The organism is Xenorhabdus ehlersii (genome assembly GCF_003610465.1).
GTDB lineage: Bacteria > Pseudomonadota > Gammaproteobacteria > Enterobacterales > Enterobacteriaceae > Xenorhabdus > Xenorhabdus ehlersii.
In genome coordinates, this window is the sequence record NZ_RAQI01000001.1 from 859,089 (window position 1) to 885,125 (window position 26,037).

Genomic DNA, 26,037 nt, shown 5'->3' on the forward strand with positions numbered 1-26,037 from the left:
TCACTCATTCAATTCAATATATTATGGCTGGAATTGATAATCCAGCTGATACACAGACTATTTATAATCACTCAATGAAAAAATTACGTCCAATACAGCTCACCGCTCTCTAAAATCCACACGATCCCGCCCGGACACTCCTCAAAAACGAACCATAGCCCATCATATAATTCTTCTTCCGTTTCAGGGAAAGCTACCCGAAAACGGGTTAACTGTTCATCAATAGTTCCCGCCAGAAATTCACCATGCTTGGCGAGCTTAATCCTGCCATTCTTTAAGAGTAACTCAAGAAACTCGAGAAAATAGTCTTGTTTATCCTTATAAGAAAAATCAGGCTTGCCAAAACTCTTTGCTTCCATTGCTGCCCATACAAGGCTGGGAGAGCATCCTTCTAATCCTTCCAGAAATAACTTATACTGGCTTTCACTAAATAGCATATTTTCCCCTTACCTAAACTTTATTTCCACGTTTCTTTTAGCATCATTACTAACTTGAAATTGTTTATCGCGTATAATTTCAACTGTCCAGCGTGCCTTGGTTTTATCTGCACTGGCTGAAACTGCACGCAAGTTTATGGTGCTACCATCAGCAAGTTTAGCAAAATAAACACCAGCTTTATTAGGAACTTGCGTAAGAGGTACGCCACCTGTTAAACTTTCAGCATAAGCGCGGATATTCTGTTCAGTCAATTTTTGGGTTTCAAATACTTTAACAGTACCTGATGCGTTGCTTCCCCCATCACCATACACTTGTTTAAATTTCTGTCCAAAGACCGTCAACTCACTTTCAGTATTGTTCCTGTCAAAAATTTTAAACACGTTTTCTTTGTGTGCTCTCTTGATTGATTCCAGGGCATCAAGAGTCGGTTTTGACAGCGCATCATTCTTAATTTCAGCCTGAACGATCTGGGAGACCGATTTCCCTTCTAATTTACCCGTCTTTGAGAAAGTTTCTCCTGATTCATTCAGGGCTTTTGCCAGTGCACGCGTGCTCTCTTTGCTTTTGCCCAGAACCAAGATGGAGCTACTTGTCAAAACACCCGTACCTATAGCAGCTTCGGGTGCTGCTGCATCAAGAGCTGCAATTGACGCCTGGTTCAGGCATAACAAAGGATTGGCCTTACAGCTTTGAAGAGCGACACGCCCCGCAGTGAGCAATCTTGCAGAGCCGGCGACTAATATATGTCCACCAATAGCAGTAGTATAGCCACCTGCTGCCGTGATTGTCACAGCAATCGCTGCATCTCGCCGGGCAGCAACACGTTCAGCGGCGGCGTTATCCCCTTTCGTTGCCGCTAGCATGTCTTTTTGGTTTTCAAGCGCCAGCCAAGACCACATATGTTCAGTCCAGTTATTACGATAAACCAGTTCTGCGGTACTCGCGGCTTGATAAGCCCCTTCTGGGGTATGACTGATTAATGCCCCCGACAATGCGCCAATAAACTTAGCTAATTGAGCCTTGGCTTCATTTCCCCTTAGTGCTTCCTGAATTTTATAAAGCTGGCGTATTGATTCATTTTTATACGCAGGTTCAAACAACCTGTTTTCCATTGTAATTGCAGCAAATTCCGCCGCCAAAGCCCCGACGACAGCCCCTTTAACATCCCCGTCTGCAATTTCTGCACTGATCCCTGAGACAACAGCATGACTGAGCGTTTTGCCTGCATGTCCCAAAATTTCCCCGTTATCACCAACCAGTTTGGCCCCTTGCGCCTGAATTTGATCCCCAATATTGTTCAAAAATGCCGTCTTCAAATTGTCCGTAAAACTGCCACCATTCATGGCTGTTCCCAGTGTTGAACTCACGACAGAATGCGCGGCAACGCGCTGGGCTACTTTAATCCAGTCATTATTTACTAAAGGAAGCTGGGCTTTTGCGGGATCAACAACACCGGTCTCTTCTGCGATGTTTCCCCACTCCATTGAATGATCCAGACCTGCCAATGCCCCCCCCATCGCCATTTTCGTCACAAGAGATTTTACGGAGTCACGTTTTGCTAAGGCTTCCAGTGTCTTGGAGAGATTGCCTTGATTTTCAACTAAGGCAACCGCAGCCTGTGAAGTCAACCCTATCATGCCACTATAGGTCGCCCCATAAACTGCACTCGCAGCGGCTCCTGTTGCCCCGGTCGCTCCCACCGCAGCTTCTCCCGCCCAGGCAGCCATACCTGAACCTGCTGTTACCGCTGCGACGGCAATCGCAATCACAGCGCCAACAACCGGATTCAGGCTCTGGTTTTTCTTGTCCCAACTACTGTAAGCATCCTTAACCATGCTCCACTGAACGTCATTACGATTGCTCAGATCTTTCAGCCATTCGGTTCCCGGGGTATTGCCAAGCCTCACCAACGCATCTTCAAATAACTGCCCCTCTTTGGCTTTTACATCCGCACTGACACCTTGCCCTGCATCCACCGTCAATGTCCCGCCAACACGCACTGACGGTATGGACCATACCTCCTCACTGCTACCTTTATCGCGATGCGTAACAAAAAAACCTTCTGATACTGAGACAGTCCGCTCAAACGCGGTATTTGGCATCGCCCTGAAGTTTACTTTTCCTGTTTGGCTGGTAATTTTCGCGTTTTTGTTGGTGTCGATCCGGCTCGCTTCCAATGTCACATCGTCTTTTGCCATCAGGGTAATATCACCACCCGCAATAAACTCAGCCGGTTTACTCGTTGAGTTATGTTTTATCCGGGTTGCTTCCTTACAGCTCCTGAAGATTAAAACGCCGCCACATTTCCTTTCCTTGTCTTCCCATTTATATGACTCCTCCATCGCTTGCGCATAGAGAAAACCCCCTTTGGCAGCAATATCCATTGCCCCTTTAGCCATCAACGCGGTTGCCTGAAATAAAATACTGCCCTGGGCATGCATCGTTAATGCACCGCCACTCTTAAGCTGGCTAACACGTTGTGTGAAGCGTTCACGGTTGCCGTCTTCGATATGTTCCTGTACCGACTCTAAGCGGATATTCCCGCCCGTGGAGAGCGTCATATCGCGCCCGGCTGTCAGGCTTGAGCCATAGGTTAATAAATTCCCTGTAGCAGAGAGGGTAAGATTTTGGGCGGCATTAAGGGTGCTGATGCCAGCAGCATAGGATTTATAATCTGAAGCGTGGTCAGGTGAATATTTTTGCGCCAGGAAAACCACGTCTTGCCCCGCGTTAACGGAGATACCCCCTCTGGTTGAGGTTAATGTAGCAAACCGGCCAATGATATCCCTGCCAGCACTCAGTTGCAGGTGATCGCCGGCAGTAATACGGGCGCTACCCGCCAAAATTCTGGCGCTGGCTTCGCTTAAAGGCACATCTTGTGCATGATGTGCATGCATATCAATGTCACGCCCTGCACTCAACGTGACTTGTTGTCCGGCATCAATCTCTCTCCTGAGTAGCTTAATATCATTGCCCGCAAACAAACTAATACTGCCCGTCGTCTTCAGTGGACCAACATTCCAATCAGGAAGTGGGGGGGTAACATCCAGGTTATGGCCGGCGCTTAATGTCAGGTTATAGGATGCATTGGGCAGAGTCGCCGTGTAGAAACTCAAATCCTTACCCGCAGACATCCGTAAATTTTTAGTGGCTGAAATGGAGGGTTCATAACCGCTACCTATTGTGATATTTCCTTCACGCACGACATACTCAACATTATCCCCTTTCAATACCACATCTTTTGCATTGAGGTATCTGCCCGCGGTTAATGTCAGATCACTCTTTGCTTCCCATTTTACGGATTGTGCATCAATAGCATTTCCCGCATTCAACGTGATGTTATTTGCCTGATTTGACGGAAGCCCAACAATCTGGATATTATTACCCGCTAACATCTGTAAATTATTATCAGCCGCAGTAATACCATTTTTCACCATGATATTTCCTGTGCGAGCAACAAGCTCAATATCTTTCTTTCCTGTCAACGTTGCAGCATCAATCTGGATATTATCTCCTGCAACCAATGCCAGATTATTATCTGCATGCATCGTTCCTTGGGAAATATCTATGTTACGATCAGCGACGACTGACAGCTCATTTTCTGCTTTCACTTTAAGGTGACCGGGGCCTGTCATTTCACCGGCATGAAGCAGGATATTTCCCCCGATGATTGAGGTCATGCCCGATAATAGATCGAACCTATTTTTAAAATCGGCAACAATATTATGACCCTGGAGTGATGTGAGTTGTTTATATACTGTCCAGTCATAATGGTTACCCGTGAAAAAGTTGTTACCGGTTAAAATAAGATTATTACGTGCACTTAACTGGCTGGTATTTTTGTTGGTGAGGTTCGAGGCATTAATATAAGCGTTCGCCCCTGAAGCGAGAAGGCCACCCTCAATATTACTGAATTCTTTTGTGCGCATGACGATATCGCCATATTGGGTTTGCAGTGTCCCTTTATTGTTGCGAACCCAACTCGCTGGATTGCCCACCCAGTCTTTTTGCAGCCACAGGTTGCGATTGGCTTGAATCAGGTTAACTTCTCCCCCTTGATTATCCAAACGATCAACAAATAAACGCATATCACCGCCTGAGATCACCTTACCTGCATTGTTCAGGGTATTGGCAGCTAATGTGATATCTTTCCCGGCTTTGACCTGACTGTCTTTCGCTATTTCAATGTCTTTACTACTCACATTAATATCGGTTTTGGCGTTGGCATTCCCAAGGGTGATTTTGCCATCCACCGTCAAACGGATGCCGTCTTGGTGAGTGGTCAAATTGGCAAGGTTAACGCCAACGCCGCTTTCCGTTCCCACCAGGCTGATTTTATTGGCATACATCCCCCCCATCGCCCGTGTATCAATGGCAAGCTTGGGGACTGTTCCACTCCCTTTGACAGGGAAATTCCCATGTTCAAAGTCAAACAGGTTAGCCCCTTGTACCAACAACAGGTCTTTGGCTTTTATTACACCGTTAATGGTTGTTGCACGGCTGATAATATCAACATAATCTGCTGACTGTGCATCCAATCCATCCTTGCCAATGGTGATGTGCCCTTGTCTCACACCGATGGCCGCCAGTGCCCCATTTTTATCAATCATCGGTTCCCCGGTCGTTAATGTCACCCCCGTGGTATTGAGAAAACGACAACCATCACAGGTAATGCCATTCCAGTTGGCAATGACGATACTAGCTTTTTGACCCGCCACTTCCAGAGTCCCCGTCAGATTAGAAGGGTCGGGACCCATCACCTCATTAATAATCAGGTTTGCTCCTTTACCGTTAATCAGGTTCGGATTCGCCCGAATTCTCCCTGCCATTTCGGTTTGTGTTTCTGTGTTCGAGTTATTTAATACCAATTCGGCACCGCCCTTGACCTCAAAACCACCGTAATAAATATGGCTGACCCCTGCCGCATTTGGTTTTGGGATATGTATAACAGGGACAAATTTTTCAGCACCTGTGAGCGAGTCCTTGTAATGGTATTTCACAATATCGCCTTCTTGCAGTCCGTGGGCATCAGGATTGGTTTTTCCTATTGCCGGATGCAGTGGAGACACCGCAGTCAGGTAAGTGATCAGATAAATCAGGTACTTCATTTTGGGTGAGTGTTGTTCAGACATAATGGATACCTTTTATTATCGAAGTTAACTTAGAATTCGAATGAGACGCTGGCATAAAGCGACCACGCATCAGGCTTTAGGGTGTGCGGGTAATACAATGGTTTGCCAATCATTAGCTGAGATGACATCACCTGTTGCGTCAGCGTGACACCAAGAGCACTGCCCAATAAATGGGCCTTTGCTACGCCATAACGAGGCTGCCCAACCCGATGGCCATAATCCAATGCACCAATGAACGTCAGTGCACCAATCTGGCCAACGTCAAGTTGATGGGTGACTTCCTGTCTCCAGTAAAACCCCTGGTTGCCACTCAAGTATTGTGTTTTGTATCCACGTACTGAGTACCCCCCCCCCAGAGACAACCGTTCAGGGGAGGGCAAATCATCGGGAGTCAACTGCCCATAAAATGAGGTTAAATACGCAGTATTGGGGGAGAGAGGGTAATAGTAACTGCTGCTTAAGTTGAATTTACGGAAGGTGTTTCGGGTTGCGAGAGGAGGGGATGTGACCGCGTTTCCATACTCAAAGGTGGGTCTGAAGGTAAAATAACCGCCTCCCAATAGGGTACTGTATTGGGAGCCAATATAGGCTGTTTTTATCACCGGACTGCTTAAAAAAAGCTTTTGATACGCAATCGCACTTTTCACCTCCTTATAGCGTCCACCGGCTTGTAAACCCAATTTTTGTTTTCCATCCCGATAAAGAGTGTGAGTGATATCAAGCTGATGTGTCTGGTTTTCACTGTCATAGGGATAATTTTCCCCCATGATAGCCAGTTCTTGCCGCGAGGTATGATAAAAATAGTGATAACGCGCCGTCCAATAGCCGTAGGGGATACTCATGGACAATGCCAGGCTGCGGCTATGATGCATTGGCCTAAAATCCGTATCCTGTAACCAGGAAAATGACCACTGTTCCCCCAGTCCCAAAGGGGAATCCAAGACCAATTCGGCACTGGCCTGATATTCGCCTATTCCTTTTTGACCACTGTTATCGACACTGATCAGTCCCCTGCCCGGAAAGCGACGGGCTTGCTGCCGAATATGTACTGTAGAGTACCCGGGTTGTGTACCCGGTTTGATCTCAATAGTGAAACGGGACGAAGCCAGACGATTAAGGTGCTCCAGTCCCTGTTCAATATCGCGCAAATTTAGGATCTTTCCCACTATCCCCGGAAACAGCATCTTTGCCATGTGGGGCGGTTTTCCATCAATTTTAATGGCATCAACCCTGCCTTCTATTACCGTAATGTGGAGTTTGCCATCGGCCAAACTCTGTTCAGGTAAGTGTGCCTGCGAAGTAATATACCCTTCTGTGATATAGGTGTTGGTGATTGTCCGCACTAATTGTTTAAGTTCAGCCAGCGTCACGCAACGATGCACATAGGGCTGGATCACTGTGTGCTGCGCAGATACGGTCAAGGACTCTGCGCCTTGAAACAGGATTTCGTTAATGTTGACGCACTGAGTATCAGTAGCCGGTTCACTCTCCATTGTCTGTTCAGGAATAACCGATTTTTTCCGTAAATCCTCCCGCTGTTGCCGGGCATCATCCAGCAATGTTTTTTGCTGCTGACGCTGGCTATCAAGTATCGCTGACGAAGACTCCAGACGCGACTCTTGTGCTTGATGACTAATGAGAAATTCGTCGGCTTGTGCGGTGTGTATGACAAACACAGCCCAACCCAATAACCCAACTTTTATTTTGTGAAATATTCCTATTGCCATAGTCGAATTAATTAATCAGTTAATAATGATTTATAAAAAGCGAGATTGCCTATTTTGATATCTATTATCTGATTGTAAATATGGCCTAAATCACAAAGTGATATTTACAGGTTATAAACCCACAAATATATTAAAAAATAATATATTTACTATCACTTAAACTTATTAAGCTTAAAAATGAGTGTGTTTATCTGTTATTTATATTAATACAATAATAACAAAATTTAATATACCAACCGTCATTGAAAAATAAGCCTGATACTCGACCATCCTTCTAATTTGCATATTATTAAAGAAATTAATAATTAAATTTGTAAGATATCGAATGCAGCCCTTCACTCATTTTTTTATAAATATTATCGATGAAGTGCCGATTAATAATTGATCGAAAATGGAAGAGTGAGAAAAATGAAAAACAACAAGGAATCTCTGTACCTGCAAGAACTGGCTTATCTGCGAGAAAAGATGAAGTTGGCCGCCGCCGAAAATCCACATTTAGCCAAGTTTCTGGAGCATCCCAATGATCCGGATATCCAAGGATTTTAAGAATGGCAACCATTTTACTAATTATTTTGGGGGACGCCAAAGAAACATAGCAGTAGAGAAAAGGCCAGGTACGGAGATGGGTGAGGTCGCTATATTAAACAGGTGTATTATCAAAATATTGATAGCAACTGAGGCCATCACACTTTTGGCCTTATTTTCTGTCCCGGAAAATGAATTACCCGTTGACTTTATTATTTTCGTTTATTAGCGTGGTCAGGCTTACATATGATCCGGTCGCTTGTGAGGATCACCTTCGGGCAGCGACACCCACACTCCCGTAACCTGCAAGGGAGTACACACTGTGTGGTACATCTGCCCACCTTTGGAAGCAGATATCATCTTTGTTGATGATGAAGGTTATTTAATCCACGCTGGCAACCCAGCCAGTCAACCCGGACGGGGAACATGCTTCCCGTCGGGCAAGGTGTTCTCCGTTATTTTAAAGGAGTCCACCATGCAACAAAACGAAACCAGGACAACGGTGCATGCTGTACCGGCGTCTGAATTGTCCCCTTTTGCGGACGTCTTTCCGCGAAGTAGCCCACTGGAATTGAGGCTGCTGGAACACTCGGTCATTAAAGCGGCGGTTACGCTGTGTGAGGATTACCGGTGTGATACCTGGCAGTGCCGGAAAGTGTCCGACAAAATTGCCTATGCCGTGCCGACCCGTGCTGACACGTATGGGGTCAAAATCGAGACCACTGACTTTAACCGCGAGGTGTCAGCAGATACGTTCGGGCTGATGGTCACCCTGACGGTACTGGGCTATCTGACGGCACTGGTAAAGCAGGATGAAATCGCTGAACGGTTGTGTGATTTGCGGGAATATGCGCTGCAACACCCTCAGGCCCCGTGTATCCGGGCGGCTTTAAGTTTAGCGGGGGCGTGGCGATAATTTAATCTACCCTGGCACAATGCCAGTCACCCGACGGGGAATTCCTTTCCCGTCGGGCAGGGTGTTCTCCGTCTTTTTTATTTACAGGAGAACATCATGCAAGAAGGTGACCTTATCATGCTGGACAGTCTCGCGCTGTCCGCGGCATTTCCCGGCAAAAAATCGCTGGAGCGGTTGTTTCTGGGATTTCTGATTGTCAATACTGCCTCAACGTTATGCCGGGATTACCCGTCTGAGCAATGGACAGGCCGTCAGGTGTCTGAGTCGCTGGCCTATATGGTGCCGACATCAGCGAAAAACTATCCGGTGTACCTGTCGGACACGCAGTTAACGGTGACACTCTCAGCCGATGCCTTCGGGCTGGCGGTGACGTCAATCGTGCTTGCCCGTATCGCCGCGCTGAATGAGCTGAATGCGGATGCCTGTCGGTTTCGCGAACTGCGGGAATATGCGAAGCAACATCCGGAAAATGGCCTGATAGAGTCAGTCATGACATCGAGATTCCACGAGGACTTTATCAGCCCGTCATTAATCGAAAATCAAAATCATAATCATTGAGGTTATCGGCCTATGTCGCTGTTAACCCTGCTCTTTTCTTAAGCGCCTGACCAGGGAGCTGAAAACACCTTCCCGGCATCGGGCGGGTGTTTTCTTTATTTGACATTCCATCAAGGAAATACCGATGAACCCGATTTTTCTGCCCGTGCCGGCTGAAACCAACCCGGCCTTACGTGAAGATATTTTTACTGCCCAGGTCACCGGCCTGATGCAACCCCCACAAATGCCCCCGTCTCTGCGGGCGGAAACCCTGGCGGTGTGCGAAGCTTTCTCGGTTATGGAGGTGGTGCAGCGGCTGAAGGTTATCCATTTACTGGGGGACTGGCCGGTGTCGGAGACTTCATCCGGTCAGGCGGCGTGTGTGTTTTTTCCGCTGACCGTCATGATTTATGACGCCGGGGACAGAAAGGTGCTCGGTGGCCGGTTTTATGACGAGATTGTCTGGGCACAGCCGGTGACGCTGGCCTCAGAGCGCCTGTCACTGGCACAACGGCAACAGCAATTGTGTCAGTCGGCGGTACTTGAGCAGGGCTGGCAGAATATCCCGGCCGCCCGGGCATTGTGGCATGAGGCGCACTTACTGTCGCTGCATGGGGTTTCACCCCGTTATCACGAGTGCCGTGAAGTGCAGGATATTCTCCGGCACAGCACGACAGTCAGCGTCTAATGTGTGAGGTATCACTATGGCACTTTTACGTCTAACCGTCTGGCAGGTGATTGCCGGCACGTTGCTGAAACGGCATTTTGGCCTGAACCTGAATGATACGGCCCTGTGTGATGCTGACACAGTGGCTGAACTGATGGCCAGTGGCGTCCAGCCCTTTGAAGCCATCAATGCGTTGGTGGATAAATACGATTTAACCCGGCTGAATGCGCAGGGTATCCAGAGCAGTACACCGTATCTGGGTATTCATGATGAACTGAGGGTGATTTTCGACAGCGGTATTACCGAAACGCTGCTCAGTCAGGACACCGGGTCACAGTCCGAATAACCCATTTTTCAATCACCCATCGGGGGAGCGGTGCCCTGATGGCGCGGTTCCTCCGGTTTATGCTTATTCATCCAATGAGGAACCTGACCATGGCAGAATGGTATACTAATCAACTGGACATCACCGGTAAGTCGGTGTGTATTGACGTGATGCAGCAATGGGTCTGCGGGGAAGAAATCCCCCGTTACCGCCAGGCAATGCAGCAAAGCCTGCGGCTGTTTCTGGCCGGCTGTGCGGGGATACTGAAACCGACTAAACCGCAAACCTATGCGCCTTACCCGGCACTGGTGTGCGGCACGGCGGCGCCGACGGCACAGAACCTGGCTTTTGAACAGTGGCTTAAGTTGTTGCAGGATAATGTGCCGTTAAACAGTGACAACATTAAACGGACCGATAACCTGTACCGCCAGTCCTGTCTCAGCCTGTTGCGTTGGGAAAGCGTACCGGCACCGGCGCGTGACATTATCACCCGTCTCCTGACCCGCCAGTATACCGACTGGTTTGGCATGGTGGGCTGGTCTGAAACTATCGATATCGGCGCGTGCTGGGATAAGCTGAACACTTACCCGGCATCGGCGCAGCCCTGCGATATGCTGATGATAATGCCGACCCGTCTTGCCACCGAGATTAACGGCAACAGTGGCTTGTTGAAAGGCATCGCGACTACGGCGCAGTTTTACGACGCGCAATACGGTATGGAATGGCCGTTGGGTCACCATGTCCGCTGGGAGCGCCGGCATGTCAGCAGCTTAACCGTGCGCTTTGATTCCCCCTGGGCACCGCCTTCGGCCGAACTGATGGGCGAGCTGTCATCGGTGTTTGACTGTGAAATCCGCCACTGGTACAGCGAACCGTCAGGAAGCCTCAAAGGCTACGATTGCTATGACCAGGGCGAGCATGTGGACAGTGGCAACGGGCTGTCAGGACGGGAGAACCGGCCTGCGCTTTATCTGGTCAACGATGACAAACGGGCGGTGAACCTGCCCGTGCCGGCCATTGCCGTTGGGCAGTAACGCATTGCTTATTTAAACTATACCAACCGAATGGGGAAGCACGTTCCCCTTTCGGGACGTGTTTTCCTTTTTCTCTTTTTTTCTTCAGGGAAAACAGGTGATGGCATCTCAACCCGATTATCAGAAAGCCTTTATTTCTTTGTTTAACCAGACGGCACGTGACCACCGTCGTTATCAGGTTTTTCAGGACTTTTGCAATTGTGCGATGGCCGCCATTCACAATAAATACCATTATTGTGAGGAGCTGGAGCAGTATTACCTGAAAACCATCAATAAGTACGAACGGGAGGATGTTGACCGGATTGTAGAACTCTTTTCCTGTACCGTGCTGGGGCTGGCGCAGGAACCCGGTGATTTTCTGGGCAGTGTGTTTATGGCGCTTGATTTAGGTAATAAAGAACTTAATCAGTTTTTTACCCCCTGGTGCGTGGCCAGAATGATGGCGGAGATGCAGTTGCAGGATGTCTCTGCACGCTTGCAGGAGAAACCCTTTATCACCCTGTACGAGCCGGCCTGTGGGGCGGGTTGTATGACGCTGGCCGCTGCCGACGTCTTGAGAGCGCAGGGGCATGATCCGTTATGCAGTCTGTGGGTATCAGCGATTGATATTGATCCGCTGGCCGCGGTGATGGCCTACATCCAGCTTGCCCTGACCGGCATTCCGGCCGCGGTCACCATTGGCAATGCCCTGCATGATGGCGGCAGTCAGCGAACCCGCTATACACCGGCACATTATCTGGGTAACTGGTCGAACCGTTTACGGGAGCATCAACAGCCACAGGCAGCCTGAATTTTTCTCAGTATCTATTCTATTGTTCTCATGCGCCTTTCGGGGCGCTTTCTTACTTTTGAGTAGTATTAATGCATTGATTTATAATTAGAATTAAAGTGACCCGGTAAATGAATCCATGGATGAATCGGGTCAGTTTAATTTTCATTTCCGCAAAAAGAGTTTCTCCTTGTTTCCGATTGTGATCCACCGACACTGAACCCAATTTGAACCGAAAGAGGAAAAACTATGTTTGAACGTTTTAAATCGCATTTTGCCCGCCAGTCTGCCACACCGCAAAAATCCCCCGAACAACAACCGGCCGCTATTCGTGACAGCCAGGGCTATTTCCGGCCGCAATCGGCTGACGAGTTACTGGCAACGCCCCTGCGCCGCCAGTGTCTTCAGCAATTATGGCAAAACAGTGCCTTGCCGGAAGGGCTGTATCAGCGTTTCTATCTTGCACCGGTGAAGCAATTACTGGGCAGTGTCCAGCAAGTACCCGCTACGTCGGAAGGTGACTGGTCAGGGGCAGGGGGATTTGCCGACCTGACGCTGCAATTTACCACCTGTGCCGTGCGGCTGGCGAAAGGGCATCTGTTACCACCGGGGGCGGCACCCGAAACGCAGGCGGCACAGAGCCTGTTGTGGCAGGCGGTGGTGTTCTGGGCGGCGTTGTTTTACCACCTGCCGTTATTGCGGCAGCTCGAAGGAGAACTGGAAGACGGGCATGTCTGGCAACCGGGCATGGGTATCCCCGATAAACCGTTTCGTTTCCGTTTTCGCGCACCGGAGAACATACCGTCGGTTCCGCAGGAAGTGTTGCTGGCTGCCTGTTTGTTACCAGAAAAAGCCATGATGTGGCTGGTGAGTGTACCGGCAGTCTGGCATTGTCTGATGCAGCATCTCAATGGGTGTCCCTCCACTGTTCCGCTGATAGATACATTGCTTCAGGACGCTGCCGGGCAGGTTCATTCCCCTTTGCGGGGAAAACAGGGAGTTTCTCCATCTCCGGCGAAGGAGGCGGTGTGCTCTTCCGAATATAATCCGGTACCGGAAACGATACCCACGCCGCCTGTCAGTGAAATCACAACCCCACCGCTATCCGTGTCTGATGATACCCTGACATTATTATCCTTATTTCAGTCACCTGATGGATCTTCGCCGCAAAATCAGGGAAAAAGTCACCCCCCCGCCTCAAAACTGACCAAACGGTCAAAACGGGAGAAAGAAAGTATTGCCCCTGACAGTCACCAGCGTTCATCATTTAAAGATAAATAATTCAAACAGTTATTTTTATTTTATTGCCGCGAATTGTTTTTGGACAGGAAACGGCAGGATGAGCCGAGGAAAAAATAATATGTTGCACACAGCAGAAGCCCACAGTTGGGAAGCGCTATTAGAAGAGTACTTTTTTTCACATATCCTGCGACCGGATACCGAATGGAGTTATCGTAAGGTCACACGGGGTTTTATCCGGTTTATGGGGGAAGCGGCATCACCGGCGCAGATCACTCATCGGGATGTGTTGCGGTGGCGGCGCCATCTTCTGGTGGAAAAAAAGCAGTCGAGCCATACCTGGAACAATAAGGTAGCCCACCTGCGGGCGATTTTTAATTTCGGTATGGCGCAAAAATTGCTGCCCCACACCGAAAACCCGTTTAACCACGCCGTGGTTAAAAAAGAGAAGAAAAAGAAGAAGATTTTGAGTCAGCCGCAGATAACCCGTATTAACCTGTTGATGGGGAAGTTTGCGGAAGAAGAAAGAACCGACGTGATGCCACGGGGAGGGCGGTGTGCGCTGTACCCAACCTGGTATTGGTCAACCGTGCTGGCGACATTGCGCTTTACGGGAATGCGCCAGAACCAGTTACTGCACCTGCGGCTGCGGGATATTAACCTGGAAAGCAATTATATTGAACTGGGGCTGGAAGGCAGTAAAAACCACAGTGAATGGGAGATACCGATTATTCCGCAACTCAAACCCTGGCTGGCACAACTCGTGGCAAGGGCGATGGCTGCCGGTGCTGAAGGCCACGATCCAATTTTCGATCTCAGCCGGTTAAGTGTGCCGCACCCCAGCCGGCTTTCCCGTTACCAATATGATATCAATCGGGAAAAACAACAGCTCCGTTCTTTCTTTCGTCGGCTGTCCAGGGAGTGTGATTTTGCCGTCTCGCCTCACCGTTTTCGCCATACCGTGGCCACGACGCTGATGAAAGCGCCGGATCGGAACCTGCCGTTGGTGAAAAGATTACTGGGGCATCGTAATGTCGCGACCACGATGGAGTACATTGATCTCGATATGGAAGTGACGGGGAAAACACTGGAGCGGGAGCTGGGATTGTACACCGATCGTTCTGATGAGCCTGCCGGTGAGAAGGAATAAAGCGGATTAAAAAAATCAGGGCAGATCGCAGGATGGATTAAGGAGGAGATAGCGTGAGCTGCCCTGCATCAACAGTGATGGGATGGAAAAAAGCGTTCATGCTGATCCGGTATCCCGTCGTGAAGTTTTCACCTGACTTGACATCAGAATCAATTACTGAAATCATTACCTTAAACAAGAAAAGGGCAACTGATAAAACAGCCACCCTGTCATCTTGTCTTAAATGTTCTTATCGACTAAACAGTACAAATTGAACTGATTAGGCTTTAACATTTAATTAACGATTGATTCTTTTTTGCGCTTTTGTCAGGGAATTTAATAATCTACGACAAACCCGCATGGAAACTTGGTGCCGGAGGCGGAATCGAAAATCATTGTAACTTGTTGAATATACAAAGTCTATAACCTGACTTTCCTTTTATGCCCCTTTTAATGCCCCCAGATTTTTTTGCTTACCTTTTCTTTTTTATCTAACTGATTTTGCTTATTTATATCATTCATTGTGCGCTTTTTAATCATCTTAAAGCAAAAAAGCCGTGAGGGTTAAAAATGGTCAAATTGGGCTGCCATTTTACGCTCAGGGCTTAAGATAAAAAATATTCATTTTTACGACGTTGATCACAAATTGAAGCGGGTTATTCCTGTGGTTTACTGCGAACCTTACGTTCAATCAGTTGACCCTGCTTATCAAAATAACGGCTTGGCCAGATTTCTGAGGGATGGATACCGAGATAATTCGCGATAATCCACTCGCCCTTAGGCCACTGTCTGCTGAGTGCATTTGCTAATGTTGATGAACAGAGTCCCGTCTCACGGGAGAGCGCCGCTAAGGTTGTACCGCGTTTACGTAATGCTGCGATGATATCGGCCTGATGCCAGTCAGTTCTAATGTTGTTATTCATTCCTGCTACCCCTTCCATTAATTAATATTGATGGTGGCGATTCAGACAGGGTTAGCAGACCGGCGCTTACTCCGGCGAGACGTGAGTCTCCCCTGCCTGAACCGCCATAGAAAAGGCGTATGCAGGCACACTGGTAAAGATTCTTACCAGTGTATAAGCGCACAAGGCTGCTAAACCTTGACCATTGGATTGTGCCAATGGCGGGAATACTTTAACTGATTGCTTTAGCTTACTCAATAACTGAACGGCTAAGTTTAACGGCTATAACTCCCCTCATGAGCGCACAAACTCAGGGGAGAATACGGACGGCTAAATCAATCTTTGTTGTTTATTCTCGTTCGTAATCGTTTCGCTGTCCGTATTTCCCCTTTGTTTTTCAGACTAATTTTACTCATTTAGAAACATTTTCCCTGCGTGTCGGTTAGGTTCACCGTTCCGTGGTGCGTCAGATAATGTGTATACAGGGCGAGGATTTCGGTGAGTTATTGCAGGAGTTCGCTACGTGCTCTGCACGGCGGTGGAGTACTCCCCATTCAGTGCCTGATTCAATCAGGATGAACGCCTCATTATTCGTGACGTGTGATATCTCCTTTCTTTACTGCATCGGCCTATTACAAGGCGGTGAGTGAAAAACAAACGAAATAAGTGAATTAAGGCAGAAAAATGCCAATGAAAAGTGGTTTCACTGAGTAATACGAGGTTCAAATCGGTCGTAAAGCCAGACCGGACGTGTTCTGGACGTTGACGCTTGGCCGCGTCACTTGGTAATCGCTACGCTTTAACGCAAGTGACGCCGCGTAGTTTTCAGGACGTTTATCGAGCATTTAATCAGCGTATAGGTAAAAATCGTACAGAATAAATTGAGATTGTGAATATGGCAGGAGCTATTGCTCTGCATGAATGAAAAGCCGGTGCATAACGAGACCGGGAAACTTTCACCGCTAGACGATAGGTTAGGTGTCCGGCGATATCTACTTCCAAAAGTGTGCAGATGTACCGCAATTATGCTCTCCCTTTCAGGCTACAGGAGTTTTTCGCCACCAAATGGATGATCCTTGCAGACGATGAATCATTAATAAATAGGTTATACTGTATCGGTTGAATTGAGCGGGGTCAAATTTTTTTCAATGATGGGGAGTGGAAAAAGCACCATTATTTTTTGATGGAAATGACTTAGCCTTTGTTAATAATCTCAACATACTTTTGGTCTTTATAAGATTATCATTCCACTACACACCATTTTTATTAAATTAGCATCGATGATTTGATTATATTTTCATAATGCAAAAATTCAATCACACTAATATTTATTTATCATAGGTATAAAATTCGAAATGTTGAGTTAATCTACCAGTTTCCATAGAGTCACCAAAAATTCCAGTGGATCCATGAAACACTCTGGCCATAATAATTACAGCACGATTAAATCGCATTGGAATTTCACCAATTTTATCCCAATTATTATCATCCTTAAAGTATGAAAGAACTCTCTTATGAAAATCATCGCCAACGGTAGGGAATCCTTTACTTTGAATTACAGTTTTATTAAAAAAAACCTCTCCTGTTTTTTTATGTTTATAAAAAGCAACCCCTCCTTGGCAAAGAACGTTAGGTGTTAGATATATAATTCCTGAATATTTCTGTTGATCTACATGGACATTATCTAGACGTTTTTTATTATCATTTGCAACAGCAATGCGAAATTTTCCCTGTGCAAATCCATCCGATTTAGGACAGGGGGCACTGACATCTTCATTTATGTATGACATGAGAGTATTTCTAACTATTTCCCAATTTCGTTCAGATGTAGCCTCCATTCCTGGATACGTAGCTCCATTTTTTTGTTTATAATCAAGTGAAAGTGCATGCTTTCTGATTTCAATGGGATTATGATAAAAATCATCGATTACAATAATACTTTGTGATTTTAACATTTTATCACTCCAAAATTAAGAAACACTAATTGCTTTGGGAAAACTAACATGTGTGATTTTTACATTGAAAAAATAATTATAATTAATCTTCAAATACAAAAGAATTCAATACATGATCTTGCCATACTCCATTTATCTTAAGATATGATTTGGCATAACCTTCTTTAATAAACCCAATTCGTTGTAATAAATGAGCACATCTATCATTAGTTGGAAGGTGATTAGCCATTACGCGATGTAGTTGATATTTATTTCTGATATGTTTTAATGATTCTGTTAAAACTTCACGCATCACACCTTTACCCTCAAAACTAGTATCAATTGAGAAACCAAGGTGGCATGCTTGAAAAACCCCAAAAACGAAATTAGTAAAATTGATATTCCCAACTATATCTGATGAATTTTTGGGAGTAAATACAAGTGAGACTCCTTTATTTTTCTCTTGCAGATTCACAGTTGCTCGAATACGCTTTTTTACTTCATTTAATTCGTAATATTCGTAAGTCCTTAATGGCTCAAATGGAGCTAATCTATCTTTATTATTCACCAAATACTTCTGAAAGGCATTAGCCATTTCCTCATTGAAGTAGTGAACATCCATTTGTTTTGTACTAAATGATGTAATATAATTACTTTTATGCATAATATTTTCCTATTAATTGCGTAATTAAGAATGGTTGCTAGGGTTATGTGAAATTAATTAGTGAAACAAATAGTCATAATAAAATAGTTCCTCAAGAAAAAATATATACTTAAATATTGAGAGCGATAAGTAACATGCTATTGTTATACTCTATAAATTAGTTTAAGTATAGTCAAAATTATATTTAATTCATTGAATTAAAAACAGAATTTTCAGTATCTATTTGTGGGGTGGTTTTTATATAGAACGTCAAAAGTCCTCCTATCAGTGCAATCACTGCTATTTCTAACAAGATATATTGTGCAGGCTCTGCACCAATACCAGTAAAGGTTAAATAGACAGAATAAGCACCATATAATATAATTACAGTACCTGTTATGAGACTCAAAGAAAAGGCTCGGATTTCCTCAGGTAAGCGAGAAAGAAAATTACTGATCGCCACGTCTTGACCAATAGTCACGGTCGTTCTAAAAAACAAAACATACAAAGTTAATGCTAAAATTCCGTTGAAATAAAGATAAAGAAGATAACAAAGTCCTGAGAGTAACATCAAACTGACGAAAGAAATCATAATCATCGTATTATCTGAGAACTTTGCTGCTACACGTGGAACTATCACACCTTTAATATAATGAGCTACATCAAATGATATAATAAAAAAAAATAAAGGAATTAGATAATCTATTTCAACCTGAATTATATTGTATTCTCTGAATTCAGAAATCATGAGATAGGTATGAACATGAATCATAGAGAAATTTAGAAGAATTATTACTATAGAAAGTTTCAAAAAAATCAAAAATTGGGTATGTGATAATTCACGCATATATAAAATAAAGTGACGTAATGTACTTTTACGCCTGATGTGATCGTTCTTTTTTCCGAGATTTTCATGCATACCACTCAACTGAGGAAAACACCATAGCCATATCCCTAAACCAATAAACATTATAGTTGGAATAAATAATATAATTTCAGCATGTCCTATAGTCCGGTAAAGCACTAATAATAGCAATAAAAAAAGAACAGGAACGATAGAAACAATTTCTTTACCATATCGTTGGGAAAGTAGAAGTGCTTTTGTACGTAGAGTGCTCTCTTCACCATGTTTAATGATTTGATAATCAATCAAATCCTGTAACATTGCTTGATAAGCACCAGAAATCAAAGACATCGCGATGGCACTTAAAAAAGAACTGATAATAAGTAATGTAATTTGATTATTGATATTATCTGCCGTTGCGAGTGAACAGTACAATATAAGTAGGGCGATAGCACTAAACCAGTTCCCTAAAGCAACTGTTTTAAAATGACCTAATCTATCAGCCAGTAATCCAGAAGGAACTTCAAGGAAGAGAGATGAATAGAATGCAATAGAAACACGTAATGAAACCGCTGTACCAAACATACCACCTAAGCTTCCGACTAATAAATGACTAATTTGATTTGATGTTGATTGCATTGCACGCGATATGCTATCTAGATAACCTATGTTTTTTAACCAATTTTGATTTTTCATTTCTTATTACTCACATTTGGCCAAATAAAATTTCACTAAATAATCTATTGCTAATCTGGCATCTTGTTTTTTAGGGTGCATAGTGTCGTCTTTAAATAAAGAATACAGCTGCGCTATGTCTAAATGTGGAGCAATCTTAAACATGGCATCAATCACCCGATCAATGTAGCGTTCGTACCAAATGATTTGTCGTACCAAAGCCATCATCTGACGTTTTTGTAGTGAACTTATCTGCCCTTCTGCCATCAGATAGCAAGCAATATATTCTATATGCACATAAGAGAGCGTGATTTCCTGATAATTATCAGTATGATATCGCAGAGCCACATCTGCATCTGAGTGGTAATACCCGAATAGATATCCCTGAAATATTTGCCCTATTCCTACCATTCCTTGAATGTAGCAGTCTGCAGCGCGCAATGCTCCCATGCTGGAACTACCGAGTAGAATTCCTCCTGCGTTGATAAAATTTAAGCACTCCACTACAGTAATCGACATATTGCTACCAAAAAGGCCATCTGTAATCAAAACCGGCCTACCACTCCCTGACAGTTCCAGTAAATCTCCTGTCTGGATTGGTGGGCGAAATTCAATTATTGCGTCATAACGCTGATCACAGGGTAAGGAAGAACCACCAAACACAACTGGTTTTTGTTTACGAGCAAATAGCACGATTTATTTCCTCCTTCCTGGATTAACATGCCAATCAAATAGCCCTGGGATAATAGCTTTTACCGTATGAAAAGGTACATCGGGCAGAGATAAATCCGTGATATAAACCTGTTCCTTTCCTTCCTCCGCTAGCTTTTGGGTTAAAAACTCGGTAGCAGAAGCCGGTGTTGTCGGGGCATTCTGCTCAGTCGATATATTCATCATTTTATAATGCTTGCGAAATAATTCGCGCAGTACGTAGAAACGTGAATGATTAAAGAAATTCTTATCATCATACTTTTTCTGCTGACGGCTTAAATCTTCTCGTGAAGCTTGTAAACAGACTACTAATCCCTGAACTGCTTCCATTAGCGCAGCATCCAGAGCTAGTGTTTCAGTAAATCCAGAGGCGGAACCGGCAACCATAAATTTTGGTCCCATATTGGTTGGATCGTATAAAGCTACATAACAAGTCGGTATCGTACCGTAGATACGTAAGGCGAAACTTTCATACCCTTTGTCAGATAACGATTGCCATAAAGCTTTTGTCGACGGGTAGTTGATGCTTTCTGGATCTATAATATCTGCACAAATACTCGATAAACAGTTTTGGTAAAATAGAGAAGTAATATTGCGTTCAAAGGATTCTAATATAGCAAAACAGATCGCTTCTTCTAAGGTACCACCACACGCCAGTCCCGAAGTGTGAGCGTGTATATTTACCCGTTGAGTATCTGAACCATGATAAGGAAACTGTACTTCTACAGCAGGTAATAAAATTTTTTTTCCAGTTTGCAACTCGTATCCTGGTATCCAGTCTTTGATATCATACTCTGGATCAAATCCCAGTTGCCGCTGTATGAGACGGTCATAATAATACGTATTTTGGTGAACAATCAGATCATCACACCAACAAGCACAGTGGCGTTCATAGGCCTCCATTAATGCGCTACAGGTGGCTGTATATAAATTTCGCCCTTTTCCTTGGGTGGTTGATATTTGTCCTTTTTTCAATGTGGTACGAACTGCATTTACTATACTGATGCCAGCAATATCCACAAATTCACCAACAGAAGCCAAGCGTGAGATTCCCAGTTTCTTACGTAATGGTAAAATTAATTTCAGTGCCTCTCGGGTAGAGTAACGGCGCAACCCTAATTCAGTGATGGAGATCGTCACACTCAAATTCCTCAGTAAAATCACGTGCAATATTAAGAAATTTCAATCGAACATAGTGCATCACTGCTTTCCTTAGCTCAGGGTTTAACTCATCATATACAGCTTGGGTATCCGCCAGAGACATTTGCTTCACTAATAGTAAAAGAGCCTGATATAGTGAGGCAGTAATAATTTGATTATTACCTTGGTATTCGTGGCTTATTATATGACGCAGTTGATTTTTCTCTAGGCTGCTTTTTAAGCTACAACCCGGACTCAAACGTAACAATCCTGAAACTACTTCTGGATTAAACGATGGAGCGAATAGTTCGACTATATAGTCACCAAATACCACCGCATCAATATGGGTGGAAAGCAACATTTCGATTGCCTGTTCTGCCCGTTCTACGATAGGTTTTCCACGAACATTAAACGATGTATTCAATAAAACGGGAAATCCAGAAAGTTTGCCAAATGCGGAGAGCAAAGCATGGATTTCTTCATTATCATTGACAGACACTGTTTGTACACGTGCTGAACCATCTACATGCGCGATAGCGGCAAGTTGCTCCCGGTATTCAGGACGAACTGGCAGCACTTCAAGCATATATTTATAGTCACCTTCACCTTCGAAATAACGACTCAGGTGCTCAGTAGCAACCATCGGCGCAAAAGGACGAAAATCCTCACGGAACTTCACCCAGCGATTGATGAATTTCCATGTATCCATCGAGCAAGGGCTAGCTAGTATTGAACGGGCACCCAACGCACGTGGACCAAATTCAGACCCTTTAGTACAGGAGTAGTAACCAATGATCTGTCCCGCATGTAACCGTTCGGCTAGTGTAACAGTATCAATAGGTTTCACTATTACCCTATCAGCAAATAAGTTAAGGGCTCTGGCAATATCTTCATATCTGTAAACTTTTCCCAGATAATCGTGATTAAAAGCATCACTAAGAATTCGGTTATGCCTTTTATAATAAGCAGCATTAGCGGCACCGATAGAAATACCAGCATCATGTTGAGCTGGGAATAAATAGAAATCACGTAATTGAAAGTTCTGACGCACCTTATAGTTCACTACAGAATTTAGAGCAACACCTCCTGTCATGACAAGAGGTTCATTATTAGTTATGTGGTAATGCTCTAAGCGAGAAAAAATCCCTTTTTCCAGAACGAGTTGTACCGAAGCGGCCAGATCTGCGTAATCCATCACGTTAAGTGTTTTCTTGCTAAATTTTTGCTTCCAAGTATAACCAAAAGAAATACCCTGCGGGCTTTCAATCGCAATCTCCTCAGCAAATTTTGGTATACCATAAGGTGCAAGCCCCATTAATTTTCCAGAAGCGTGCCAAGAATTAAAAACAAGTTGGCTCACAGAGGCATAAGCCTCGCCCAATGAGCGACTTCCAGTTCGAATATTAAATGATGGGCTGTATTCACGGGCTAGCAGCGTATATCCATTTTCACAAAAGGTATAATGAGAAACTACATGCAATTCCGGTTTATACTCTTTAAGTCCAGCATTTAAGTACTCAGAAAACTCTTGCCCAGAGATGAGTAAATCATTTTGTCCTACGACACTACCTCCGGAACCATCCGCTACCACTACATTTCCTCTGGAAAACTTTGACCCCGACCAAGCGGCAAATGCGTGACACAGATGATGGCTAACAACTACAGCCTCTGGAGAGAAGGGGTCAAACAACGAAAAATCTGTACTACAAACAGGCTGATTTAGCCCGATATACTCCGGAGTCATTGATTGAATATTATAGGCAAAACAGCTTACATCTTCCCGCATTAAACCAGCGGCATTCAGACAATAATCTACAGCTAAAGTAGTATTGAGGGATTGGCTTCCATCGTGTTTGACACGGGTTAAACGCTCAAGCTGAATTCCATAACGAATTTTTCCGTTAATCATCACACAAGCAGAAGCATCGTGACTTGCAGAGATACCAACAATAATTTCATCGTCAGGCGCGACAAGTAGTTGCGAGCTAATACATTTTATTACCAGTGTGTTCTGACATGCCACTGTCACATGATCGAGACGTCCTACAACGCATACTGTAATATTAAGGGGGGATTTTTCAAGCAAATGAGCTGGTATTAATAATGTACCTCTTTGCCCTACAATTTCTTGACCATTGATTACGGTTGTCAGGCGTGTTTGTCTGGCAATGGACGCTTGATAAGAAACGACCAATGCAATTTGATTGTTTCTGACGGATTTGTTTGGAGTAAGCGTAAGCAGTATTTCTGCTTCCTTCGAACGCTCCAAAGGAATACTCCATGTTTGAGGCATGCTTTCTTGCTCTGATACATCATCAAAAAGATATCTACCTTGAAATGCTTGGCTCATGCAAATCATGGCTGCATGTAAAGCATGGCGATCATAGACCATTTGATTTCTTTTTAACCACGAATGAAGTTTTCCAGCCAGACTAGCGAGATAGACTACTGCCGCAGAGGTACCTTTTGTTGTGGTTAGTGCCCCTTGTTCGTCGTAGGTGGAATAGTCACATTCTTTGACCAAAAACTCGATATTACCCCATCCTAAGGGTGTCATACCTGGAATACTGCCATTATGGCATAATAATCCTACGCCAATAGTTTCACTGCATGACCCAGGAAAACGCTGGCGACCAAAATCATGGCCTACAGAAGCTAAAATATAAGGAGCTAGTGCTTTATCATGGAATGTAGATAATGAGGTATGAATATCTGTAATATATTCATCCTCTGGCAGAGAGTATGCATGTGCTTCTATAGGGCAGATGTCAAAACGCTCATATATATGAGTGCGCAACTCTGAATATCCTTGCTCAAACGCATCCAAGTAGCTGGCTGATATTAAATCCAGAGAGACTTGTGTTGTCCATGGAAAAGATATTTGTGATAAAATATTAGCGATTTTAGCGGTATGATTATGTAAATTATTCTGTTGAGAAACGTCATTAAGCTTGGATAACTGATTTTTTTTAGCACTATCGATAAGAAGAATAGATGTTCTATCATTTTCCATATACTCATTACCTTTAAATTTGCAATAACCTGATTATCAGCTCTTGTTTGTTTATTCAGAATGAAGGGATAAACGCCATTCGTTGACAAATATCTTCAATATTCTGTAAATCTGTACGGATCACAATTGGAGTAATTCCCACCCCTAACTCATATGTCACAGCTTTCAGATTTGGGCACTGAGCTAGTGCCTGTTCCAACAGTGGGAAAACACTATCAACAATTGGTTCTGAGTGTGTATCACGGTATCTCCATGAATGGTTTGGGTGTACACTCCCCCCAGCAATATGAATTTCGTTCACTGAGGTCAATGGAAGGCTGGCCAATACATCCAGTGGCTGTAGATCACAATAAATGGCATATGAAAATACGTGGCTAATGTCTAAAACAATATTACAGTCTGTCGCATCAACTAGCCGATGGAAAAACTCACCTAAAGCCATTTCTCCGGCAACAATGCTGAAAGAAGGTATTTCCGCAGAAAAAGGGATACTGGAAACAGACTGAATCGTTTTCACACCTTCAATTGCCATAGAAAGAACGGATTCACAAAGTACTGGTGCAGCAAAATAAGGTAAGTTGTAAGGGCCAATATTCCAAATACCGATATCTTCCAGACACCAGTATGCCTGAAGAGTCTCACTAATGGCATTTTGCCTTACAAGCACATCAGAGCGTAATCCATCAATACCTGCTGGCTCCATTCCAGAAAAATGATGAATGATAGGATATTGAGGATATTTATTACGAAAAGCTTGTGCAATATCCTCATTAGGTATGGCCACGACAGATAAATGACTAATTCCGTTTTGCGCTAATTGTAATAATTTAGTTAAGTCATAACCATAATTATGTGTATAATCAATTCCTAACCCTACTCGTGCATTCATACAACCTCCCGACAGGATAATGCCACTTTGCCACTTTCGTTATGAAAGCGAAGCTTAGCTAATTTATTTTTAAAAATTATTTCCTTGAGAGAATTTATTGTATCTAATTTAGATAGAGTAAAATAACGATCACAGTTAATTTCTTCTGTTATGGATTTTTCATTGTTTCTGGAAATTGTAGAACTCCATGGTGAGTTTATCATTCCAGTAGAAATGCCAGAATAAATACCATCAATAAGAAAAGGAATTTTTTCTTCTTCCATCAAATCTGCATTTGTATAAACAAAATAGCAAAAGCTTTCAATCAATGTTCTACTATTCCAATTCCAGAAACTATCCGAATCACAATATAAATTTACAAGCTTAAGGAAAAAATCCTTACTAAAAAAGCGTGGAGAAAAATGCATATCTGCATAAAGTACTGTACGTAAATTTCTGCGACGAGCAGCCCGCTCAACTACCAGTCTGTCGTGATCCATTGTAGAATGGATATAATGATACTCTTTTTCCGCACCTGTAATACAAAAATGATCACTATATAGTAGTGATACGTAGGCTTTTTGTAATAACTTAGCATCCATTTCATCCTCCTGAAATAGCTATTTCAAAAGACAAAATGTCTCCATCATTTAATGAAGGATTACTCTCTACTGACATGACATTATTTATAAAAAGAGTAACGAAAGGTTTAAGTTTAAGATTATCGTTTTTAGATATCGCAATCAAAGAAAAAATATCGGTATGTTTCTTCTGCATATTTTTTAATATTTCATAAAGATTATTTGCTGAGATAACAATCTGTCTATTTCCGCTAACAGATTCAGGAAATGATACAGTAATCATATTAA

23 protein-coding genes are annotated in these 26,037 nt (G+C 44.0%); 9 read left to right on the forward strand and 14 right to left on the reverse strand.

Features of this window, described 5'->3' with window-relative positions; genetic code table 11:
• Positions 1-83: 83 nt before the first annotated feature.
• Genes BDE27_RS04125 through BDE27_RS04135 form a run of 3 tightly spaced genes read right to left on the reverse strand, consistent with a single transcriptional unit; the run spans position 84 to position 7,246 of the window.
• Positions 84-437, reverse strand: coding sequence for a DUF596 domain-containing protein (locus BDE27_RS04125; RefSeq protein WP_099130980.1), 354 nt, complete (start codon positions 435-437; stop codon positions 84-86).
• Between the two features lie 9 nt (positions 438-446).
• Positions 447-5,570 (reverse strand): DUF637 domain-containing protein, encoded by a 5,124-nt coding sequence (locus tag BDE27_RS04130; protein ID WP_099130981.1) that lies wholly within the window; start codon positions 5,568-5,570, stop codon positions 447-449.
• A gap of 29 nt (positions 5,571-5,599) precedes the next feature.
• Entirely contained in the window at positions 5,600-7,246 is a 1,647-nt protein-coding gene (locus BDE27_RS04135; protein ID WP_167450540.1) for a ShlB/FhaC/HecB family hemolysin secretion/activation protein, read from the reverse strand.
• Between the two features lie 459 nt (positions 7,247-7,705).
• On the opposite strand from BDE27_RS04135, the gene BDE27_RS19225 reads away from it, so the two are divergent.
• The 9 genes from BDE27_RS19225 (at position 7,706) to BDE27_RS04180 (ending at position 14,459) form a co-directional block, all read left to right on the forward strand.
• On the forward strand, positions 7,706-7,843 hold the full coding sequence (locus tag BDE27_RS19225) for a type VI secretion system baseplate subunit TssF (protein ID WP_143707505.1): 138 nt from the start codon (positions 7,706-7,708) through the stop codon (positions 7,841-7,843).
• A 301-nt stretch (positions 7,844-8,144) separates the two neighbouring features.
• On the forward strand, positions 8,145-8,738 hold the full coding sequence (locus BDE27_RS04145) for an antirestriction protein (protein ID WP_244208686.1): 594 nt from the start codon (positions 8,145-8,147) through the stop codon (positions 8,736-8,738).
• A 96-nt stretch (positions 8,739-8,834) separates the two neighbouring features.
• A complete protein-coding gene (locus tag BDE27_RS04150; RefSeq protein ID WP_099130984.1) occupies positions 8,835-9,296 on the forward strand; it encodes an antirestriction protein in 462 nt (153 codons plus the stop codon).
• 124 nt (positions 9,297-9,420) lie between these two features.
• Positions 9,421-9,963, forward strand: a complete 543-nt coding sequence (locus BDE27_RS04155) for a hypothetical protein (RefSeq protein ID WP_099130985.1) — start codon at positions 9,421-9,423, stop codon at positions 9,961-9,963.
• Between the two features lie 16 nt (positions 9,964-9,979).
• Positions 9,980-10,288: a TA system toxin CbtA family protein gene (locus BDE27_RS04160; protein ID WP_099130986.1), complete on the forward strand. Its 309-nt coding sequence runs from the start codon at positions 9,980-9,982 to the stop codon at positions 10,286-10,288.
• Between the two features lie 89 nt (positions 10,289-10,377).
• A complete protein-coding gene (locus BDE27_RS04165; RefSeq protein ID WP_099130987.1) occupies positions 10,378-11,301 on the forward strand; it encodes a DUF1281 domain-containing protein in 924 nt (307 codons plus the stop codon).
• A gap of 100 nt (positions 11,302-11,401) precedes the next feature.
• Entirely contained in the window at positions 11,402-12,091 is a 690-nt protein-coding gene (locus BDE27_RS04170; protein ID WP_099130988.1) for an N-6 DNA methylase, read from the forward strand.
• A gap of 228 nt (positions 12,092-12,319) precedes the next feature.
• On the forward strand, positions 12,320-13,351 hold the full coding sequence (locus tag BDE27_RS04175) for a TraI domain-containing protein (protein WP_099130989.1): 1,032 nt from the start codon (positions 12,320-12,322) through the stop codon (positions 13,349-13,351).
• A 79-nt stretch (positions 13,352-13,430) separates the two neighbouring features.
• Complete coding sequence (locus tag BDE27_RS04180; protein ID WP_099131205.1) at positions 13,431-14,459, forward strand: tyrosine-type recombinase/integrase; 1,029 nt, start codon at positions 13,431-13,433, stop codon at positions 14,457-14,459.
• A 635-nt stretch (positions 14,460-15,094) separates the two neighbouring features.
• Here BDE27_RS04180 and BDE27_RS04185 read toward each other — a convergent pair.
• The 11 genes from BDE27_RS04185 to BDE27_RS04230 form a co-directional block, all read right to left on the reverse strand.
• Positions 15,095-15,361, reverse strand: coding sequence for a helix-turn-helix domain-containing protein (locus BDE27_RS04185; protein WP_099130990.1), 267 nt, complete (start codon positions 15,359-15,361; stop codon positions 15,095-15,097).
• Positions 15,362-15,427: 66 nt separating this feature from the next.
• Positions 15,428-15,598 (reverse strand): hypothetical protein, encoded by a 171-nt coding sequence (locus BDE27_RS19360; RefSeq protein WP_167450541.1) that lies wholly within the window; start codon positions 15,596-15,598, stop codon positions 15,428-15,430.
• A 1,070-nt stretch (positions 15,599-16,668) separates the two neighbouring features.
• On the reverse strand, positions 16,669-17,295 hold the full coding sequence (locus tag BDE27_RS04190) for a DUF6445 family protein (protein WP_099130991.1): 627 nt from the start codon (positions 17,293-17,295) through the stop codon (positions 16,669-16,671).
• An 82-nt stretch (positions 17,296-17,377) separates the two neighbouring features.
• Complete coding sequence (locus BDE27_RS04195; RefSeq protein ID WP_222941604.1) at positions 17,378-17,938, reverse strand: GNAT family N-acetyltransferase; 561 nt, start codon at positions 17,936-17,938, stop codon at positions 17,378-17,380.
• A 184-nt stretch (positions 17,939-18,122) separates the two neighbouring features.
• Entirely contained in the window at positions 18,123-19,457 is a 1,335-nt protein-coding gene (locus tag BDE27_RS04200; RefSeq protein ID WP_099130992.1) for an MFS transporter, read from the reverse strand.
• Positions 19,458-19,463: 6 nt separating this feature from the next.
• Positions 19,464-20,129, reverse strand: a complete 666-nt coding sequence (locus BDE27_RS04205; RefSeq protein ID WP_099118160.1) for a TfuA-like protein — start codon at positions 20,127-20,129, stop codon at positions 19,464-19,466.
• A gap of 3 nt (positions 20,130-20,132) precedes the next feature.
• On the reverse strand, positions 20,133-21,287 hold the full coding sequence (locus tag BDE27_RS04210; RefSeq protein ID WP_167450542.1) for a YcaO-like family protein: 1,155 nt from the start codon (positions 21,285-21,287) through the stop codon (positions 20,133-20,135).
• Complete coding sequence (locus tag BDE27_RS04215; protein WP_099130994.1) at positions 21,268-24,300, reverse strand: carbamoyltransferase C-terminal domain-containing protein; 3,033 nt, start codon at positions 24,298-24,300, stop codon at positions 21,268-21,270. Before BDE27_RS04215 ends, BDE27_RS04210 begins: the two co-directional genes overlap by 20 nt.
• A gap of 55 nt (positions 24,301-24,355) precedes the next feature.
• Positions 24,356-25,189 (reverse strand): multinuclear nonheme iron-dependent oxidase, encoded by an 834-nt coding sequence (locus BDE27_RS04220; protein WP_099130995.1) that lies wholly within the window; start codon positions 25,187-25,189, stop codon positions 24,356-24,358.
• Positions 25,186-25,770, reverse strand: coding sequence for a hypothetical protein (locus BDE27_RS04225; protein ID WP_099130996.1), 585 nt, complete (start codon positions 25,768-25,770; stop codon positions 25,186-25,188). The genes BDE27_RS04220 and BDE27_RS04225 overlap by 4 nt, the downstream gene beginning before the upstream one ends.
• A gap of 1 nt (position 25,771) precedes the next feature.
• Positions 25,772-26,032 carry a ubiquitin family protein gene (locus tag BDE27_RS04230; protein WP_099130997.1) on the reverse strand — a complete coding sequence of 87 codons (261 nt, stop codon included), beginning with the start codon at positions 26,030-26,032 and terminating at the stop codon, positions 25,772-25,774.
• Positions 26,033-26,037 lie beyond the last annotated feature (5 nt).